At 70.4% G+C, this 18,343-nt stretch carries 15 protein-coding genes; 3 read left to right on the forward strand and 12 right to left on the reverse strand.

What is annotated here, in order from left to right; genetic code table 11:
* Nucleotides 1-23: 23 nt before the first annotated feature.
* Nucleotides 24-1,148 carry a DegT/DnrJ/EryC1/StrS family aminotransferase gene (locus tag AB0K28_RS16300; protein WP_345388815.1) on the reverse strand — a complete coding sequence of 375 codons (1,125 nt, stop codon included), beginning with the start codon at nucleotides 1,146-1,148 and terminating at the stop codon, nucleotides 24-26.
* Entirely contained in the window at nucleotides 1,145-2,104 is a 960-nt protein-coding gene (locus tag AB0K28_RS16305; protein ID WP_345388813.1) for a GNAT family N-acetyltransferase, read from the reverse strand. The genes AB0K28_RS16300 and AB0K28_RS16305 overlap by 4 nt, the downstream gene beginning before the upstream one ends.
* A gap of 277 nt (nucleotides 2,105-2,381) precedes the next feature.
* Here AB0K28_RS16305 and AB0K28_RS16310 point away from each other — a divergent pair, with 277 nt between their 5' ends.
* The 3 genes from AB0K28_RS16310 (at nucleotide 2,382) to AB0K28_RS16320 (ending at nucleotide 5,733) form a co-directional block, all read left to right on the forward strand.
* The gene (locus tag AB0K28_RS16310) at nucleotides 2,382-3,419 is read left to right on the forward strand and encodes a phosphotransferase family protein (RefSeq protein WP_364370143.1); all 1,038 of its coding nucleotides are present in this window, start codon (nucleotides 2,382-2,384) and stop codon (nucleotides 3,417-3,419) included.
* Nucleotides 3,420-3,449: 30 nt separating this feature from the next.
* Nucleotides 3,450-4,202, forward strand: coding sequence for an SDR family NAD(P)-dependent oxidoreductase (locus tag AB0K28_RS16315; protein ID WP_345388809.1), 753 nt, complete (start codon nucleotides 3,450-3,452; stop codon nucleotides 4,200-4,202).
* Nucleotides 4,203-4,344: 142 nt separating this feature from the next.
* Nucleotides 4,345-5,733 carry a xylan 1,4-beta-xylosidase gene (locus AB0K28_RS16320; protein WP_364370146.1) on the forward strand — a complete coding sequence of 463 codons (1,389 nt, stop codon included), beginning with the start codon at nucleotides 4,345-4,347 and terminating at the stop codon, nucleotides 5,731-5,733.
* Here the strand turns inward: AB0K28_RS16320 and AB0K28_RS16325 are convergent.
* The 10 genes from AB0K28_RS16325 to AB0K28_RS16370 form a co-directional block, all read right to left on the reverse strand.
* Nucleotides 5,705-6,991: an acyltransferase family protein gene (locus AB0K28_RS16325; protein ID WP_364370149.1), complete on the reverse strand. Its 1,287-nt coding sequence runs from the start codon at nucleotides 6,989-6,991 to the stop codon at nucleotides 5,705-5,707. The two genes, AB0K28_RS16320 and AB0K28_RS16325, sit on opposite strands and share 29 nt — an antisense overlap.
* Nucleotides 6,984-7,880 carry an alpha/beta hydrolase gene (locus AB0K28_RS16330; RefSeq protein ID WP_364370152.1) on the reverse strand — a complete coding sequence of 299 codons (897 nt, stop codon included), beginning with the start codon at nucleotides 7,878-7,880 and terminating at the stop codon, nucleotides 6,984-6,986. The genes AB0K28_RS16325 and AB0K28_RS16330 overlap by 8 nt, the downstream gene beginning before the upstream one ends.
* An 84-nt stretch (nucleotides 7,881-7,964) precedes the next feature.
* On the reverse strand, nucleotides 7,965-10,823 hold the full coding sequence (locus AB0K28_RS16335; RefSeq protein WP_364370155.1) for a hypothetical protein: 2,859 nt from the start codon (nucleotides 10,821-10,823) through the stop codon (nucleotides 7,965-7,967).
* An 86-nt stretch (nucleotides 10,824-10,909) separates the two neighbouring features.
* Nucleotides 10,910-12,226 carry a polysaccharide biosynthesis C-terminal domain-containing protein gene (locus AB0K28_RS16340; protein ID WP_345388795.1) on the reverse strand — a complete coding sequence of 439 codons (1,317 nt, stop codon included), beginning with the start codon at nucleotides 12,224-12,226 and terminating at the stop codon, nucleotides 10,910-10,912.
* A complete protein-coding gene (locus tag AB0K28_RS16345; RefSeq protein ID WP_364370157.1) occupies nucleotides 12,219-13,022 on the reverse strand; it encodes a polysaccharide deacetylase family protein in 804 nt (267 codons plus the stop codon). Before AB0K28_RS16345 ends, AB0K28_RS16340 begins: the two co-directional genes overlap by 8 nt.
* Nucleotides 13,019-13,960: a glycosyltransferase family 2 protein gene (locus AB0K28_RS16350; protein ID WP_345388791.1), complete on the reverse strand. Its 942-nt coding sequence runs from the start codon at nucleotides 13,958-13,960 to the stop codon at nucleotides 13,019-13,021. The genes AB0K28_RS16345 and AB0K28_RS16350 overlap by 4 nt, the downstream gene beginning before the upstream one ends.
* 12 nt (nucleotides 13,961-13,972) lie before the next feature.
* Nucleotides 13,973-14,806 (reverse strand): glycosyltransferase family 2 protein, encoded by an 834-nt coding sequence (locus AB0K28_RS16355; RefSeq protein WP_364370160.1) that lies wholly within the window; start codon nucleotides 14,804-14,806, stop codon nucleotides 13,973-13,975.
* A gap of 153 nt (nucleotides 14,807-14,959) precedes the next feature.
* Nucleotides 14,960-16,090 carry a GNAT family N-acetyltransferase gene (locus AB0K28_RS16360; protein ID WP_364370163.1) on the reverse strand — a complete coding sequence of 377 codons (1,131 nt, stop codon included), beginning with the start codon at nucleotides 16,088-16,090 and terminating at the stop codon, nucleotides 14,960-14,962.
* The gene (locus AB0K28_RS16365) at nucleotides 16,087-16,458 is read right to left on the reverse strand and encodes a hypothetical protein (protein WP_355418680.1); all 372 of its coding nucleotides are present in this window, start codon (nucleotides 16,456-16,458) and stop codon (nucleotides 16,087-16,089) included. The genes AB0K28_RS16360 and AB0K28_RS16365 overlap by 4 nt, the downstream gene beginning before the upstream one ends.
* Nucleotides 16,459-16,723: 265 nt before the next feature.
* The gene (locus AB0K28_RS16370; protein WP_364370166.1) at nucleotides 16,724-18,310 is read right to left on the reverse strand and encodes a sigma-70 family RNA polymerase sigma factor; all 1,587 of its coding nucleotides are present in this window, start codon (nucleotides 18,308-18,310) and stop codon (nucleotides 16,724-16,726) included.
* Between the last annotated feature and the right edge of the window lie 33 nt (nucleotides 18,311-18,343).

Raw genomic sequence — 18,343 nt, forward strand, 5'->3', positions numbered from 1 at the left:
GTTGAGCCGGTCGGTTGAGCCGGTCAGCCGTGCGGGCCGCGCTCCGGTGGCTCCAGCCGGCTGAGGACGGGCAGTGAGCGGAAGGTGTACATCGGGTCGACGGGCAGCACGTGACGGGCCCACCAGCGCGCGGGCAGCGGGTCGGGCGAGGGGTCGGTGAAGCCGGGGGCGTAGTCGTCGTACGGCGGGTCGTACAGGTAGCCGGTCGAGACCCCGCCCCGCTCCAGCTCGGCGATCGCCGCGTCGCGGTCGCGCACCAGCAGCGGCACCCGGAACAAGGGCCTGGACAGGTCGTCGAGCACGGCGGGCGCGACGGTGGGCAGCTCGGCCAGGCGCTGCACGCCCGCCAGCCGGCGCGCGCGGTCGCGCGGCACCCGCGCCACCCGCCTGGCCTGGTACCAGCGCACCAGGCGGCTCCTGCGCGCCCGGTAGTGGTGCAGGTCGGCGCGGACCCACGGGTCGAAGGGCGGCAGCACCGGCACCTGCTTGAGCGCCTCCTTGAGCCGGTCGGCGGCGAGCGGGATGCGGTAGCCGTCGCGCGGCTCCATCAGGCCGAGGCGGCGGGCGAGCGCGAGCGCGGGGCGTACGAGGTCGAGCTTGAGCGCCGCCTGGCGGGCCATGGAGGTGGCCACGCTCAGCATGTCGGCGCGCAGCGAGCCGGGGACGAGCAGCGCGTCGCGGGCGCGGGTGAGCGCCTTGAGGTCGGACTCGTGCTCGACGGCCAGCACGCCGCCCGAGCCGGCGGACGGATGCTTAGACAGACTGAAGACCCCGGCCTGCCCGAACGTGCCGAGCGGGCGGCCCCCGAGGTCGGTCTCCATGGCGTGGGCGACGTCCTCGATGAGGATCTTCCCGGCGAAGGCGGGGACGTCGTCGGGCAGGCCGTACAGGTTGGTGGTCAGCACCGCGTCCACGCCGGCGAGGTCGACGCGCGAGGTGTCGATGTTGCCGTCACGGGGTGACAGCGGTGCGATCACCGGGAGCAGGCCGGCCGCCAGCACGAGGAAGAGGATCTCGTCCGCCGAGATGGGTGACATCAGCAGCCGCTGGCCGGGGGTGCACCAGTGACGCAGCGCGAGGTAGAGCCCCAGCCGGTTGGACGGAAGCGACAGACAGTGACGGTCTGTACGCTCTGCGATGCGTTTCACCCTTGTAGGACAGTACGCAGTCTCCCGTACGTTTTCAATGCTTTGTCGGCGGTCTTGAGCAACACCGGATTGGCCATCACCGTGGCTCTGGTCTTGCGCACCGGCACCCGCATCATCCAGTGGACGCCCGCCGCCACGCCGGCCCTGGCCACCCGGCCCTCGGCCACCTCAAGCTGGCCGTTCTTGAGCTTGTCCTTGTACTCCTTCTGGCCCCGCCCCATGTCGATGATCTGGATGCCGTCGGCGGCGGCGCGCTCGGCCATCGCCAGGTGGTGGATGAGCCCGGGGGAGTATTTCGCGAACGCGGTGTCGTAGGCGGGGAACCAGCCGGCCAGCGTGGTGCGGGTGCGCACCCCGAAGTGGCCCGCCACCGGCCGGTCGTCGACGTAGACCATGTCGAGCACCCCGGCGAACGTCTCGGTGCGGGTGGCCAGCAGCCGCTCGACCAGCTCGACGATCCACTTGTGGGCGAACCTGTCGGTGCGCCCGGTGCGCCGGTATTGGTCGGTCTTCCAGTTCAGCAGCGTGCGCAGCGGCGCGAGGTCGCTGGTCGCGTAGTCGTGACGCAGCGTGCCCATCTCGCGCTGCAGCTTGCGCGACTTGGCCAGGGTGGACTTGTAGGTCTTGCCGGACTGCTTCTTCAGCGTCTCGGTGTAGGGCTCCCAGCCCTCGCGCAGGTCGATGATCGGCGAGGGGTGCCGCTCGGCGCGCGCGTTGAGCAGCGGCTGCCCGCCGACCAGGTGGTCGAACTCGTAGACCGAGAGCCCGCACTCCTTGATCAGCCGCATCGGGTCGATCTCGACGTCTTTCGCGTGGACCAGGCCCTGGGCGTCGGTGAGGCCGGCGGCCACGGGTTTCCCGATGCCGAGCGGATGCCGTTCGAAGGGGAAGAATCCCACTATTTCCGGACCGTCGTAAATGACGGCGACACGTACGACGTCTCGGAGTTCGCCCACGATGAGGGTGAATTCTGGGGATAGGAAGGGGTTGTCGAAGGCGGTGTCCGCTTCCTGCAGGGCACGCCATCGGGTCACTTCCGGCTGACCCAGTTCACGAGGCAGGGCAAGGGTGACGCGCATGAGCTCCTACTGTCGGCATGCACTCTGTCCAGCATGTGGCCAGGGGTGTATTACCCAGAGTAAAGGATCTCGCCCCCTGCGGTCGCCGCAGCTCCGGAACGTTACAAGATTCCCAGCTAGCGCTCAGGACCGAGTGACGTTCTAATGTGTGTTCATGACCGAATCTGGGACCGTGCCCGGCATCGACCACCCCCGTCTGGTCGCCTGGATGGGCCAGAACGTGCCCGACGCCGGCGAGCCCGGCTCCGTCTCGCTCATCTCGGGCGGCAGGTCCAATCTCACCTACCTCGTCGAGGCCCCGGGACGACGGCTGGTGCTGCGCCGGCCGCCCCTCGGTCACGTGCTCCCCACCGCCCACGACATGCGCCGCGAGTGGCGGGTCATCTCGGCGCTCGCGCCGACGCCCGTCCCGGTGCCGGAGCCGGTCGCGTTCTGCGCCGACGAGGACGTGATCGGGGCGCCGTTCTACCTCATGGGGTACGTCGAGGGCGCCGCCGTACGCACCCGCGACGAGCTCGGCGACCCGGCGCCCGAGCGCGTCCAGCGGCTGTCGGAGCGGCTGGCCGAGGTGCTCGCCGCCATCCACGCCGTCGACTACAGGGAGGTCGGCCTCGGCGACTTCGGCCGGCCGGAGGGCTACATGGCCAGGCAGCTCGAGCGCTGGAGCCAGCAGTGGGAGCGCTCGAAGACGGCCGACCTGCCCGACTACCACCGCCTGGTCGAGCGGCTGCGCGCGCGGCTGCCCGCCGAGGCGCCCGGCACGCTGGTCCACGGCGACTACCGGCTGGACAACACGCTGCTGCGGCTCGGCGACCTGGAGATCGCGGCGGTGGTCGACTGGGAGATGTCCACGCTCGGTGACCCGCTGGCCGATCTGGGGCTGACGCTGACGTACTGGCATGACAGGGACGACGAGGAGCGGGCGCGCATCCCCGTGGCCGGTGACGTGACGGTGGCGCCAGGATTCATGAACGCGGCGGAGTTCGCCGCCCACTACGCCAAGGTGTCGGGTCGCGAGATATCCGACCTGGGGTTCTATGTGGCGTTCGGCAACTTCAAGCTCGCCGTCATCGTGGAGGGTATCCACGCGCGCTTCCGTCAGGGTAAGACCGTGGGAGAGGGCTTCGACCGCATCGGCGCGGCCGTGCCCACGTTGATCTCGCGCGCCCATCGCATGCTCGACCAGCACTGAACGCCTCGAACCCCCCAGGCAAGGAGCGTCATGAGCACTGTTGCACTCATCACCGGAGCGGCGAGCGGCATCGGGGCCGCCGTCGCGCGGCGCCTGGCGTCGGGCGGCGCCCGCTGCGTCCTGGTCGACCTCGACGCCGAGGGCGTGGAGCGGCTGGCCAAGGAGGTCGACGGAGCCTGGCTGGCCGCCGACGTCAGCCAGGAGGAGGCGTCGCTTGAGGCCGTCGCGCTGGCCGAGCGCCGCTACGGCCGGCTCGACCTCGTGCACCTCAACGCCGGCATCGCCGGCAAAGTGGACTTCGCGGACTTCGACGCCGAGCGCTACCGCAAGGTGGTCGGGGTCAACGTGGACGGCGTGGTGTTCGGCGTGCGGGCCAGTGTGCCGCTGCTCGTACGCTCGGGCGGCGGCGCCATCGTGGCCACCGCCTCGCTGGCCGGGCTCGTGGGCTTCGCCGGCGACCCCGTCTACACGATGACCAAGCACGCGGTGGTGGGCCTGGTCAGGGCGCTGGCCGAGCCGCTGGCCGCCCAGAACGTCCGCATCGGCGCGGTCTGCCCAGGCTTCACCGACACGCCGCTCGTGGCCGAAACCCGCGAGCTGTTCGCCAACGCCGGCTTCCCCCTGCTCACGGCCGACGACGTCGCCGCCGCCGTCGAGAGCGCCTTCTACACCGACATCCCAGGCACCCTCCTCGTCGTGCAGCCGGGGCGGCAGCCCGTGCCGTACCGGTACGCCGGCGTGCCGGGACCCGTCACCGGGCAGCGCCCGCCGAACGTCGGCTGACGAGTCCAGATCAACGGCAAGCGCCTCGCAAGCGGGACCACTACCGTGAGGAGGGCCGGGCACGCAGCCCGGCCCTCGTCACTTTCCGGACCTTGTAGGTTCGTTGTTCCCCCTAACATCTCGTGAGGATGAGGAGCGTTCAGTGATTCCGACCGAGGGCCGACACGCGCGCAGGCGATCGCCGTGGCCGATCGCGATCGGGGCGGGCGCGCTCGCGGTCGTGCTGGTGGCGGGCATCATGATCTACGCCGCCATCCGCACTCAGGCCCGCACCGAGTTCAAGGGCAGCGACGTCGCCACGTCCGTGCCCACCCAGCCCGCCCCCACGCTGGAAGCGCCGCCCGCGTTCGACAAGTGGCCGCGCTGGGGCATCACCCACACCCAGTTCAGCGCCGACAACGAGCCGGAGCACGTCGCCGAGCAGGCGAGAGGCGTGCTCGGCCGGGTCCCCATGCTGCAGAACCAGCACATCATGGGCTGGGGCGTGGGCAACCCCGAGCCGAGCCCCGGGCAGTTCAACTTCCGCGACCTCGACCGGCGGCTGACGTTCATGGCGTCCTCGCGAGCGATGCCGGTCATCACGCTGTGCTGCGCCCCCGACTGGATGAAGGGCGGGCAGGCCGGCCGCACCGACTGGAGCAAGAACCACACGGTCGCGCCCAAGAAGGAGCACTTCGACGACTTCGCCAAGCTCGCCGCGCGGGTGGCGAAGCAGTACCCGACGGTCAAGCACTACATGGTCTGGAACGAGTTCAAGGGCTTCTGGAACGCCGACACCAACCGCTGGGACGCCGAGGGCTACACCGAGCTGTACAACAAGGTCTACGACGCGCTGAAGAAGGTCGATCCCCAGATCAAGGTCGGCGGGCCCTACGTGCCGATCGGCACCCTGTCGGGCACCGGGCCGTCGGAGCTGACCGGGCCCTGGGGCACCGTCGACCAGCGGGCGCTCGACGCCATCGAATACTGGATCGAGCACAACAAGGGCGCCGACTTCATCGTGGTCGACGGCGCCTCCATGACCAGCGACAAGGGCAACGTGCCCGACGACTTCAGCGCGCAGGCCAAGTTCAGCGCGATCACCACCTGGCTGCGGCAGAAGAGCGGCGACAAGCCGGTGTGGTGGGCCGAGTGGTACGTCGAGCCGGAGAACTCCGGATGGAGCGAGGACAAGCGCACGGCCGTGCAGGCGAGCGCGCTGATGGAGTTCGTCAAGAGCGGCGTCACCACCGCCCTCTACTGGAACCCCCAGCAGGACGGCGAGGGCGAGTGCCCCGGCTGCCTCTGGGCGCCCAAGGTCGGCGGTGAGATGCCCATGGCGGGGCTGCTCAGCGGCTTCACCCGGTGGTTCCCCGCCGGGGTGAAGGCCGAGGAGGTGAGCTCGTCCGACCCCAAGGTCAAGGCGATCGGGCAGGAGCAGCAACTCGTCATGGTCAACACCAGCGACCGGAGCGTCACGGCCACCGTGGACGGGCGTCAGGTCAGCCTGCGGCCGTACGAGATCAAGTGGTCGGGGCGCGGCGGCGCCTGACCCCCGCCAGCGCGCAGCACGCCACCAGCACCGCCCCGAACGCCGGCAGCCAGGTCAGCCTGGCCGCCACCCAGGCCGCCGACTCAGGGGCGGTGTGCAGGCCGGGCAGCACCCGGCCGGTCAGCAGGCCGAGCGCCGTCACGGCGATCATCGCGGTCTGGTGCCACAGGAAGATCGTGATCGCGTGCACGTTCACCAGGGCGACGGCGGCCCAGGCCAGGGGGCGGCGCAGCGCCCGGCGTAACGGATCGGCCAGCAGCCGCGCCGCCCCGCACTGCGCCAGCCCGAACATGACGACGGCCGGCGTGGGCGGATCGAGGTTGGACACCGCCGCCCCCGGCACACCCACCATCGAGGCCGGATAACCGGCTGCGAGCACGAGCGCGACGGTGGCTGCGCCGCCGCCCAGCAGCAGGCCCCACCCCGTACGCCGGGACGGCATCCCACCCGCCCAGGACACCCCGAGGCAGTACGGCACCAACCACCCCGCCACCACATTCACCCACCCCAGCCACCCAGGCCCACCCGCCCAGAACCGGCCCACATCGACCAGCGCGACCACGACCACCAGCACCGCCACGGTCACGGCAGGGGCCCGCCGGACCGATGCCGACGTGGTGGGGGCGGGGGCCTGCTGGGTCGGTGCCGTTGTGGTCGGGGTGGGGATCTGCCGGGTCGGCGCCGTCGCGGTCGGGGCGAGGGCCGGTTGGGTCGGTGCTGTCGTGGTGGGAGCGGGGGATTGCCTGGGCGGTGCTGTCGCGGTCCTGAGTGAGACTGACTTGGTGGCCAGGGGGGTCAGGGCCGTGAGTGCCGCGAAGACCAGCAGGAACCACAGCGGCGACCAGACCAGCCTGGCCAGGGCGAGCACGACGTCCAGGGAGACCCCGGAGGCCAGCATGGTCACGGCGGCCACCGTCCACACGGCGACCACGGTGACGACCGGTCCGAACAGGCGCGCCAGCCGCCGGCCGAGCCACACGCGGTAGCGCTCGGTGGAGCGGGCCCAGCCGCGCGCCGCGACCAGCCCGCCCACCAGGAAGAACACCGACAAGGTCTGGAACAGCCAGGACGCCGGGGCCAGCTGCGGCAGCGCGCTCAGCGGGCTCGCACCGCGCAGCGTGCCGGAGTCGGCGACCAGGGCCGTCACCAGCCAGTGGCCGAGCACCACGCCGCCGATGGCGAGCGCGCGCAACCCGTCCACGGCCCGGTCCCGCCCCGCCGGGGTGGCGCGCTCGACGCGCTCGAGGAGCTCACGCATCGCCGGAGACGATCCGCGCGATGGCACGCAACGCCGGGGAGCCGGGCCGCAGGTAGTCGCTGTGCCCGCCGTCCCCGGCGGGGAAGACGCGCGTCCCGGCCGCCGGATCGACCGGGTCGAGTCCCAGGCCCAGCGTGACGAACGGCAGGTCGAACCGGGCGTGCGGCACGCGGGCGATCCAGTCGCCGCCGGCCCTGGCCGCCCACACCGGGGCCTGGGTGCCCAGCGGGCCGGTGGTGCCGGTGCCGGGAGCGCCGAACAGGACGATGCTCGCCACCCCGTCCAGATCAGGAGCGGCCCGCCCGCAGACCACGGCGCCGTACGAGTGGCACAGCAGCGACACCCGGGCCGGCCCCAGCTCGTCCACCAGGGCCCGCAGCGCGGGCGCCGCCGCGTCGGCCCGGTCGGGGGTGAGCAGAGCGGCCTCGTACGTGCCGGGCGTCCGATACCCCAGCCACGCGACCACCGCCGCCCGCCCGCCCAGCTCCTCGTGCAGGGCAGAAGCAAGGGCAGAAGCACCGGAACGCAGCCGCCCGTACCGGTCGAGGCTCGTGTCGGAGCCCGGCACCAGCACCGCGACCCGCTCGGCCGTGGCCGGATCGCCGAACACCTCCGCCGCCCTGCCGCCGTCCCGCCCGTCGAAGAACAGGAACCGCCGCGCGGGATCGGCCATCGCCCGCAGCACCTCCGCACGGCGCCGATGCCCGTGCCCGGCCGCCATCCGCTCGGCCGCCAGGATGCCCTGCCGGACGGCGGCGTAACGGGCCTCGGACAGCCCTGAAGGCGGCTGGACGGGCTCGGGAGCGGGAACCTCGGCACTGGACAGCGGAGCCGCTAAGGAGACCGTTAGAGACGCGATGAGCAGGCTGCGGCGAAACGGGAAGCGCATGCAGCCGAAGCTACGAAGCGCCCCCCGTCATCGTCGTCACGCCACGGAGTGGACCAGGAACGTACCCCTCAGGTACTACGCCGCTCAGTTGTTCGCCGCGATGTAGAGGAATCTCTCCACGATCACCGCCAGCGCGACCGCGAACGCCGGCACGGCCAGGAACAACAGGCGTTTGCGGGCCCGCGGCGCCCGGTTGGGGCCGTTGAGGCGGATGATCTCGTAGCTGAAGAGCGCCACCCACGTCACCGCCAGCGCGGCGATGCCCACCGGCGTCCACGGCGAGGTCGGGTCGCCCCTGCCCTCGTACGGGTTCGGCTCCGGGATCTCGGTGCCTCTGACGAACTTCTTCCACGTGTAAAGCGCCGCGTCCTGGTTGGCGTAGACCCGCTTGACGTCGGGTGACTTGTCCAGGGCCGCGCGGAACCGTTCGCCCCAGTCGGCCGGGAAGCCCTCGTTGAGCTGCAGGTAGCTCACCTGGCCCCGGCTCACCATCAGGTACGAGTTACGCGGCGCGCTCTTGAGCTTCGCCACCGCGTTCTCGATCTTGGACGGGTCCTTGAACACCAGCGCCTGCTCGGAGAAGCTCACCCGCTCGATGTCCCGCTCGCCCCACGGCAGCGTCGGCGTGACCTCGGGGCCCTCCTTCGGCACCAGGTAGAGCACGCGGGCGCTCGGCTTGTCGTGGTCGTAGACGTAGTGCAGCGCCGCCACCTCGCCGGTGGTGACCCGCTCGAACTTCTCGTTGCCGTACCTCGCCAGCAGGAACGCCATCGCGAACACCACCGCGAAGCACGCCGCGAGCACCAGCGAGATCCGCTTGGTGAGCTGCGGGTTGAAGCGCACGTTGCGCTTGCGCAGCGGCACCGTCTCCTCGCGCACGTCCGCGCTGTCGGCCGGCAGGTTCGGGAAGAACGCGTACGCGGCCAGCAGGCACGCGCCCGGCAGCGCGAACATGTAGATGCGCAGCCCGATCTCACCGCCGTAGCTCTGCAGGCCGAGTGCCAGCACCGGCACGCAGAGCAGGATCAGCGCGGAGCGGTCGAACACCCCGCGCCGCAGCCGGCGCAACAACCCGGCCGCCGCGCAGGCCAGGATCACCGCGAGGATGCCGAGACGGGCCTGCAGCACCATCGCGTGCGCCGGGTCCGTGCCCTCGATGCGGTCACCGGTGTTGCTGCGCAGGTTCTGCAGGATGTTGCCGAGGCCGCCGAAGATCGTGTCGATCTGGCTGGCCCAGAAGCCGACCGTCAGGTAGCTGATCCAGGCCAGCACGATCAGGCCGAGGAAGAACGGCAGCGCCCACGTCAGCGTCGTCCGCTTGAACAGCAGGAACGCCGTCACCACGCCCAGCATCATGAACGGCGTGATCTGATGCGAGGCCACCGACGCCAGGAACAGCGCGATGAGCAGCATCAGCATCAGCAGCTTGTCGGCGCGGAACGTGCCGGTGTTGGCCAGCTCGCCCGGCGTCATCGCGTCCAGCTTGCCGATCCACTTGCGCAGGCCCTTGGGCGGCACCGGCTTCGTCCGCTGCTCCACCCGGCCGAACCAGCGCAGCAGGATCGCCACGAACGCCAGATAGAGGGCGAACGTGAAGCCCTGCGGGGAGAAGTAGTCCTGGCCGATCCACTGCACCAGCACGAACAGCAGCGCCGCGAACCACCTGGCCCGCGTCGTCGCCACCACCTGGCGCAGGATCAGCACGAACGGCAGCAGGTAGAGCAGGTTCGACAGCAGCGGCGTCCACTGCAGGATCGTCGTCATGTCGCTGATGCCGGCCGCCTTCGTCACGAAGGCGAACAGCGCGAAGAAGCCCGGCCAGCCCATGCGGGCGTCGATGTTGATCGCGGTCTCGCCGGTCCTGCCGATGAACTCCACGAAACCGGCATGGATGTACGCCGTGGGGAAGCGCGGCTCGTCGGCCACCAGCGCGCCCGCGCCGTGCAGGGCGAACGTGATGGCGGCGATCTGGAACAGCAGCAGGAACTTGCGGTCGGTGCTCTGGGAGACCGTGACGAAGAACGACACGATCATGATCAGGATGGCGATGAACGCCGTCGCCGGCAGCGCCGAGATCAGTCCGAGCCCGTCGATGTCGGCGGGATCGACCCCACGCCAGGGCCCAGGGGGCACCTTGAGCGCGAGGATGTACATGACGAGGCCCTCAAGGACCAGCAGGACGGGCAGCCACTTGGGCGCGCTGGCGACCAGCGCCCCCAGCCGCGCCCCGATCCCCTTCTTGGGCGCCTGCTGCCGCTGGGGCCCGCCGTAGGGCGCCTGCTGAGGGAGCGGCGGGCTGCTCACCGGCGGGCTGCTCACCGGCGGGCTCTGCACCGCCACCCCGCCACCGGGCGGCCCGGGGACGGTCATCGGCTGCACGAGGTCCGCCAGGCTCCGCGCCCCACCGGGCGCCTGGGAGGCGGCCGGCGCGCCGCCGGACGGCGCGGCCGCCCCGCCGGCGGGTGGCATGCCGGAAGGGGCGCCTTCGGTCGTGGCGCTCGTCGTGCTGGGCGCGTCGGCGGGTTTGGGTGCGTCGGCGGGCTTCGGTGGCGTGGCGGGCCGCACCTTCATGGGCTGCGTGCCCCCGACCTCCTCGCCGGCGTCGGAGGCCGGCGGCTTCGGAGGCTCCGCGACGACCGGGGGTTTGACGCCCGCCGGGTTCGTGTCGGTGGTGTGGGTGTCAGGGGCGGGCAGCGGGAGGGGGAGCCGGATCGCCGTGGTCGTTTCCGCGTCGGGGCCGCCCTCGTCCGCAGCGCCCTTGTCCGCAGCGTCCTTGTCCGCAGCGCCCTTGTCCGTGGAGCCCTTCTCCTCGGTGCCCTCGGTCTCGGTGCCCTCGCCGTCGGCGCCCTTCGGGGCCTCCTCGGCCGCGTTCGGGCCCTCACCGGACGGGGGCTCGAACGTCAGCTTCGGGATGACTCCCGTAGCGTCCGGATCGAAGGGCACGTCCGACTCCTCCTTGTCACCACGAACGTCCGGGGAGCTGGTCCCCGTGGTCTTGCCATCGCCGTCCCGTTGCCTCACGTTGACCATCATGCGGCCCCGGATGACCCCTGGGTGACAGGCGACCGACCAGTTTCGTCCACTTTGAGAATCTTGCGGAGATTTCCAAAGATCACAAGTGCGACGAGCACCTCGCTGACCAGCAGACCGTACCCGACCGCGTTCACCCCGAAGTACGGGAAGAGCAGCAGCGTGGACACCAGCACCAGCACGGCCAGCCCGATCTGCACGATCGCCAGCGTCCGCGCCTGGCTCTGCGCGCGCAGCGCACTCAGGTACACCTCGATCAGCACCCGGGGCAGCACCGCCAGCGCCATCAGGCGCAGCAGCAACGTGCCCTCCTCGGCGAACTCGGAGCCGAAGATCCGCAGGATCAGCGGCGCACCCAGCACCGCGACCGTGATGATCGGCACCACGATCATGAACGCCCGCCGCAGCGCCCGCCGGCAGTTCTCCGCCAGCGCCGCCCGGTCGAAGGAGCCCTCGACGGTCAGCGACACCGCCATGTTCATGGCCAGCAGCTCGATCATGCTGGCCAGCGTGTGCGCCATCGAGAAGCGGCCGAACGTGGCCTCGCCCACCTGCGTCGCCACCACCACGGGCACCAGGTAGACGATGGCCAGGATGGACAGCGTGCCGGGGAAGTCACCGGCCAGGAAGCGGCCGACCTCGCGCAGCCTGGGCGGCTCCTTCACGGGGTCCGACTCGCGGACGTGCCGGCGTACGACCACGCCGAAGATCAGCCACTGCACCGGGATCAGCGCCAGCGCGGTCGGGATGACCCACGAGACGAAGATCCCGCCGGAGGGCAGCGCCCCGGCGAGCGCCACCAGCAGGCCCATCTTGACCAGGCCGAAGACCAGGTTGTTCAGCGGCACGAACGGAGCCCTGCGCAGCCCGGTCAGCACGACGTCCTGGAGCGTGAAGACCGCCCACACGACCACGGACCCCAGGAAGAACAGGCCGGGCCCGAACCCGGCGAGCACGGAGTACGTCTTGCCCCACAAGGGCAGCGTCAGCAGGAAGCCGACCGCGGCGACCCCGCCGGTGGCGGCGGCCAGGCCGTACCCGCGCAGGATCAGCTCGGGCGTGCGGCGGCCGGCGATCGGCAGGAAGCGGGCCAGCGCGCCCACGAAGCCCAGCGCCGTCAGCGAGGCGAACAGCCGCATCGCGGTGATCACCGCCTGGCCGCGGCCGAACTCCTCAGGCGTGTAGAAGTGGGCGGCGAGCAGCCAGTAGCCCATGCCGAGCACGCCGGTGATGACCGTGTTGGCCATCAGCGCGTAGCCCTGCCGGAACAACGGGTTGCGCAGATCGGTGACGACCCTCGCCCAGACCCTAGACATTTCCGCGCACCCGCTGCAGCCCGTACCTCGTCCTGCGCACGACCGCGTACCCCTTGGTGAGGATGCGCTCGCGCAGGTAGATGAGAGGTACGGCGGTGCCTTCGACGGCGCGCTTGAACATGTTGATGGTCGTGCCCTTGCCGACCGTCAACCGGGGGATGGCGAGCATGTCGTGACGATCGGCGGCGATCGTGTTGCTCACGGCGCAAGCAGCAAAGTATCCGGCTTTGCGCACTTCACGGCGTACGCGGGCGCTGGAGTACCCGTACGGGTAGGCCATGGTGGCGACCGGCGCGCCGATCTTCTCCTCCAGCAGGCCCTTGTTCCTGCGCAGCTCCTGCCGCAGGTCCTCGATGCGGAGCTGGTCGAGCTGCGGATGGCTGTGGCTGTGGCCGCCGATCTCGATGCCGGTCTGCGCGGCCTCGCGGGCCTGGCCCCAGGACAGCATGTCGTCCAGGGGCCGGCCCGCGGCCTCCTTGCCCGCGTCGGAGACCCAGCCGCTGGTCAGGAAGACCGTGGCCGGGAAGTTGTAGCGGTCCAGCAGCGGCAGTGCGTGGCTGTGGAAGTCGGCGTACCCGTCGTCGAACGTCACCACGATCGGCTTGTCCGGCATCGAGCGGCCGTTGTTCTTGTTGAGCGCGGCCACCAGATCGCCCAGGGTGAGCGGGGTGAAGCCGCTCTCCTTCAGGTAGGCGAGCTGCTCGGCCAGGTCGGACGGCCGCACGGCGTGCGGCTTGGTGTCGTCGTTGGGCGTGTCGGTGACCGAGTGGTACATCAGGATCGGTACTCGAGTCATGATCGTGCCACTTTCAGCCGTACGGAACCGACGACGTAACCCCAGGTCGTCCAGGCCAGCCCGATGACGATGGCGGCGGCCCTGCCGAGCCCGCCCAGGTCACCGCGCAGGGCCTCGCCGACCCCGCGCAGCGCGCCGAGCGGCAGCGTCTTCATGGCGTGCGCCCGCTCGCTCGACAGCCCGTCCTGGGTGCCGACCTCGCGGGTCACCAGCGCCTTCGACAGCCCTTCCGCGTAACACCTGGACCTGAAGTACGAGAACCTCTCACGCTGTGTGGACACCTTGTGCCCGATCACCGCGCGCGGCTCGAAGAGCATGACCGAGCCCGGCTTGCGCTGCGAGAGCCTGATGCAGAACTCGGTCTCCTCGCACCCCAGCGGGCGCGACTTGCGTCCTTGCACGCTGCGGCCGATGCCGCTGTGGAAACCGCCCACCTCGGACACCGCGTCGCGCAGGAAGGCGGCGTTGCCGCCCATGACGTTGCGGATCGGCGCCCTGACCGCGGGCATGCCGCGGTAGGTGCAGCCGACCGTCCAGTCGAACTCGTACGGGAACCACGAGGGCCGCCGCCCCGACGCCCACAAGGGGTCGGTGCGGCCGCCCACGCCCACGACACCGGGTTCCTGGAAGCCCTCCTCCAAAGCCTCCAGCCACCCGGGATCGGCGACGGCGTCGTCGTCGAGGAACGCGACGATCTCACCGTTGGCCGTGGCCACACCGGTGTTCTTGCCACCGGACAACCCCTGCTCGTGCGTGTTCTCCACCACGATGGCCTGCGGGTACTCGCGCTTGAGCTTGAGATGCAGGTCGGGGTTGTGATCGACCACCAGGATCAGCTCGTGTGCCGGGCGCGTCTGGTTCTCGACCGACTCGACTGCCTGCCTGATGTCCTCCCACCGCTCCTCGGTGTAGACGCAGATGACAACAGACGTGTTCACAGAGATCCTTTTTTAAGCGACGCCTCGATCAGCGGCGGGAGTGGCGGCGGGCTCAGGCTGAGGGGGAGTGGGCTGGCGACGCCACTCCTTCAGGATGGTCTTGAGCACGCGGAAGCCGTCCCGTACGACGTGCAGGTTGCTCTCGCCGTGGATGCGATTGCGCTCGTGGCTCGGCACCTCGTGCACCTTCAGCCCGGCCTTGGCGGCCCGCACGTTCATCAGGGTCTCCACCTCGAAGCCGTCGCAGTCGAGGTCGAGCACGTCCAGGTGGCGCGCCCAGAACGCGTTGTAGCCATAGCAGAGGTCGGTGTACTGGGTGCGGTACATCACGTTGACGATCCCCGTGAGGATCTTGTTGCCGAGGCGGCGGTTGAGCGTCAGGTCGTCGCTGCCGCCGCCGGCCGCGTAGCGCGAGCCCTTGACGAAGTCGGCGCCCGTGACCAGCGCGCCCACGAAGTTGATGATCTCGCGGCCGTCGGTGGAGCCGTCGGCGTCGATCATCACGATGATGTCGCTGGTGCACGCGTCGAAACCGGCGGCCAGGGCGTCGCCCTTGCCCTTGCCCGTCTGGGTCACCACTTTGACGTTGGGCCGCAGCCGCTTGGCGACGGCCACGGTGTCGTCGACGGAATTGCCGTCGACGAGCACGATCTCGTCCACCCACTGGGGGATGGTGGCGAACACATGAGGGAGGTTCTCGGCTTCGTTCATCGCCGGCACGACCACGCTGACCGTCGGGGAGATGGCCAGGTGCGGAGTGACCGGCGTGAAGCTGGAGGGCGGAGGCATCGACCGCAGGGGTGCGGAGTGGACCTTGCCGTTGTGCTTGGTTATCTCGGGACTCATAGCGAGGGAATTCCTTCCGGGACCCGCATCACGCGCCTGGCACGGACCCTCCCCGGGTGCTGCGGGAACGGTGAAACCGGCGAATGATGCATCGGTGGATCCAGTGGAGTGAGGGTGTTGGTGCTGTGCCGGGGGGTCTTGCCCGGGAGCGGTCTAACGTGCTCCCGTTGGTTCCTGACTTACCGCATTGGATGGCTCCTGATGTTGCATCGAGGTGCGCACCCGACCGAAGCCCTTGAGCACTCGGTCGGCCGCCCTATAGAGAGACGGCCGGTCCATGACAATTGTTCGGGCCTTGTTGAAAGGAGTTCGGCCCATCCAGTGGACCGCCGCCGACGGCGACGGCCGTGAGATGCGGCCTTCGGCGACGTACAGGACGCCGCTCTTGAGCCAGTCCTTGTACTCCTTGCCGCCCTTGCCCATGTCCACCATGTGCAGGCCGGCGTTCGCGGCGGCCTCGGCCATCTGGAGATGGTGCACGATGCCCGGCGAATAGCGGCCGAACTCGGTGTCGTAGGCGGGGAACCACCCTACAAGCGTGGTCGCCGTACGGAGGCCGAAATGCCCGGCTACCGGCACGTCACCGGCATAAAGCATGGTCAGCACGCCCGCGAAGTCCGATGAGTTCTCGGCATGCATCATGTCGGTCAGCTCGACGATCCACGGCTGGGCGAATCTGTCCACCCGGCCGGTTCTTCGATACTGGTCGGACTTCCACGCCAGCAGGGTGCGCAGCACCTCGGGGTCGGGCGAGGCCCACTCCAGGCGCAGCTCGCCGTGCTCCCTGCCGAGCTTGCGTTCCTTGTACCTGACCGTCTTGAGGTTCTTGGGCGAGTTGGACTTGACCTGCTCCAGCCAGGCGTCGAAGCCGGCGGTGAAGTCCATCACGGGCGCGGGCCTGACGTCGGCCTCGTACGCGGTGAACGTCGGCTGCCCGGCCACGAGGTGGTCGAAGTCGAACACGCTGAGCTTGCAGGCCCGCAGCAGGGCCTTGGCGTCGAGCTTGAGGTCGGGGACCGAGATCAGGCCGTGGCAGGTGGTGAGGAAGCCGCCGAGGGGTTTGCCGATGCCGAAGCTGTGCCGCTCGTACGGGAAGAACCCGACGATGCGGCCTCCGTCGGAGATGACCGCCACCCTCACGTAGTCGCGCAGACGATCCATCGCCACGGCGAATTCGACCGACAGGAACGGGTTGTCCAGACTCGGATCGGCCTTCTGCAGCTCACGCCAGCGCGCGCGCTCGGAGTCGCCGAGTTCTCTGGGCCGGACTACCTGGATGTTCACCTTGCCCTGGCCCCCTGTTCGGTCTGCATGCTCTTCCCCCGGTACAACACCCGAAGCACGTACATGAATCCACCGAGCACGGCGACCGTCGCGACACCGGCCCGGGGCGACCACGCGTTGAAGAGCAGCATGGCCTGGGCGAGCAGTACGTTGAGCACAAGGCTCGCTGCTGCTCCCACGGAGAGTGCGGCAAGGGGGTCACGATCACGCAACAGTCCCACCACTGCCGCTCCTGGCACGACCAGGAGGAACAAGGAGATCAGGAACGGGCGCAGCGGTGTCTCGATATCGAACAGCGCGATGACCGCTCCTGCGATGCAGGCGAGCGCGACCAGCCAGGCCAGCGCTCTGCGGTGCTGCTTGAGCATCTCCTGTCTCTCTCCTGCCCTTGCTGGTTAGGACGCCGAACGATCGCAATTCATGGGACCAATCGGCGCCTGGACACGTCAATGCCGACGCTTGGCGACGCGCGCCGGTTTACCGGCAGGCGGGGTCTTTCGTGTGACCTTCAGCACACGGTCAAGTGATCGCCCACCCCGAAGCGGTCCCCAAGCACACCAGAATGCCCTATGTGGCCTAGGATCTTCGAGCCAGGGTCCGATTTATACCCGTTTGTCGATCAGATTTGTCAATCTACTGCGGGTTGACTTCTGCTTTGCGCAGGCCCTCGGCATCCGTCTCATCGGCGGATGAGGTGGCCACCCCCGACGTGGGCACGGGGGACGGTTCCTCGCTCGCCGTCGGCTGGTCGGTCGGCGGCTCGGGGAGCTCCTCGCCCTGCCAGGACAGCGCGCACGTGGCGGTGCCCGCGTTCGAGGTGAACGCGACCCGTCCGGTGCCCGGCTCGTACGGGTCGGCGACCGTCACCCTGACCGTCGCGGCGGCCCCCGCCTTGATCGAACCGCTGGCCGGGACCACGTCCAGGCCCTGCGAGGCGGTCGCCACCCAGGAGACCGCCGCGTTGCGGGCCCGCAGCCCGATCTCGCCGGCACCGGTGATCGCCCGCGGGCATGTGGTGACCAGCCGGGCGCTGGGCGCGGGGCGGCGGCGGGTGGCCGTCGGCGGTGCGGGTCTTCTCCTCGGCGGCCCAGCCGCGGGTCGTGAGGCCACGCGCGAGGGCGGGGCCGCCGACGGCGTACGGCTGGGCGACGGCGTCGGGGCCGGCTCGACCTCGTCGATCTCCAGGTCCTCCGTCGGCTCCGGGCTCTCCTCGACGGGCGGCGGCGTGGTCACGGTCGGGCGGGGGGCCGCGGTGCCGACGTCGGAGGCGTTCGAGCCGTTGATCACCACCACCGCGCCCGTCGCGGCCAGCAGGCAGGCGCCGGCCAGCACGAGCGGACCCACGCGGCGCGAGCGGCGCCGGCGCGGATGCGACTCGGCCACCACGGGGAATCCGGCGCGGTCCAAGCTGTCACCGCGGTCGTTGATCAGCTCGCGCGTCTGGTCCAGCTCGGGGCTGACGCACGTGTCGATCACCCGCCGGCGCAGCGAGATCCCGGGGTACGCCACCGGCACCAGGTCCAGCAGCCGCGCCGCGGAGACCTGCCGGTGCCGCCCCTCCGTGCACACCTCGCATCCGCCGATGTGCCCCGACAGCCGCCGCCGCAGCAGCGGGGTCAGCGGGCCCTCCCACGAGTCCACCATCGCCGACAGGTCGGGGCAGTGCGCCCGTCCGGTCCGCGCCAGCACGACGGCCGCGGCCGCGATCTCCAGGTGGTCGCGGGCCCGGCTCAGCCGGTTCGCCGACTGGCGGCCGGTCAGCCCGAGCACCGCGCCGACCTCCGCCGGGGTCAAGCCGTGGCGCAGCGACAGCTCCAGCACCTCGCGCTCGCCCCTGCGCAGCTCGCCCAGCGTCTCGTGCACCAGGTCCGCCAGCTCGGGGTCGTCCTGCTCGGCCGGGTCGGGCAGCGTCAGCCCGGCGGGCGGGGTGCCGGGGCGGTGGGCCAGGCGGGCGCGTACCTGGAACCTGGTCAGCGCGTACAGCCAGGCGCGCAGCTTGGCGGGCTCCTTCAGCCGCTCGACGCAGCCCTGCGCGGTGACCAGCGCGTCGTGCACGGAGTCGGCGGCGAGGTCGCGGTCGGCGGCCATCGCGTAGGCGTAGTCGTACAGGCGCTCGCCGTAGGAGTCGTAGAGCGTGGCGGGAGCTTCGGGGGCCGCACGCCGCAGAGCCTCGATCAGCTCCTGGTCGTCGGCGCGATCGATGGTCGGCCATCCAGGCACGGATTTCCCTCCCCGCGGGTAGTACGGGCACTA

The sequence above is a fragment of the Nonomuraea sp. NPDC049504 genome, assembly GCF_040676845.1.
Lineage (GTDB): Bacteria > Actinomycetota > Actinomycetes > Streptosporangiales > Streptosporangiaceae > Nonomuraea > Nonomuraea salmonea.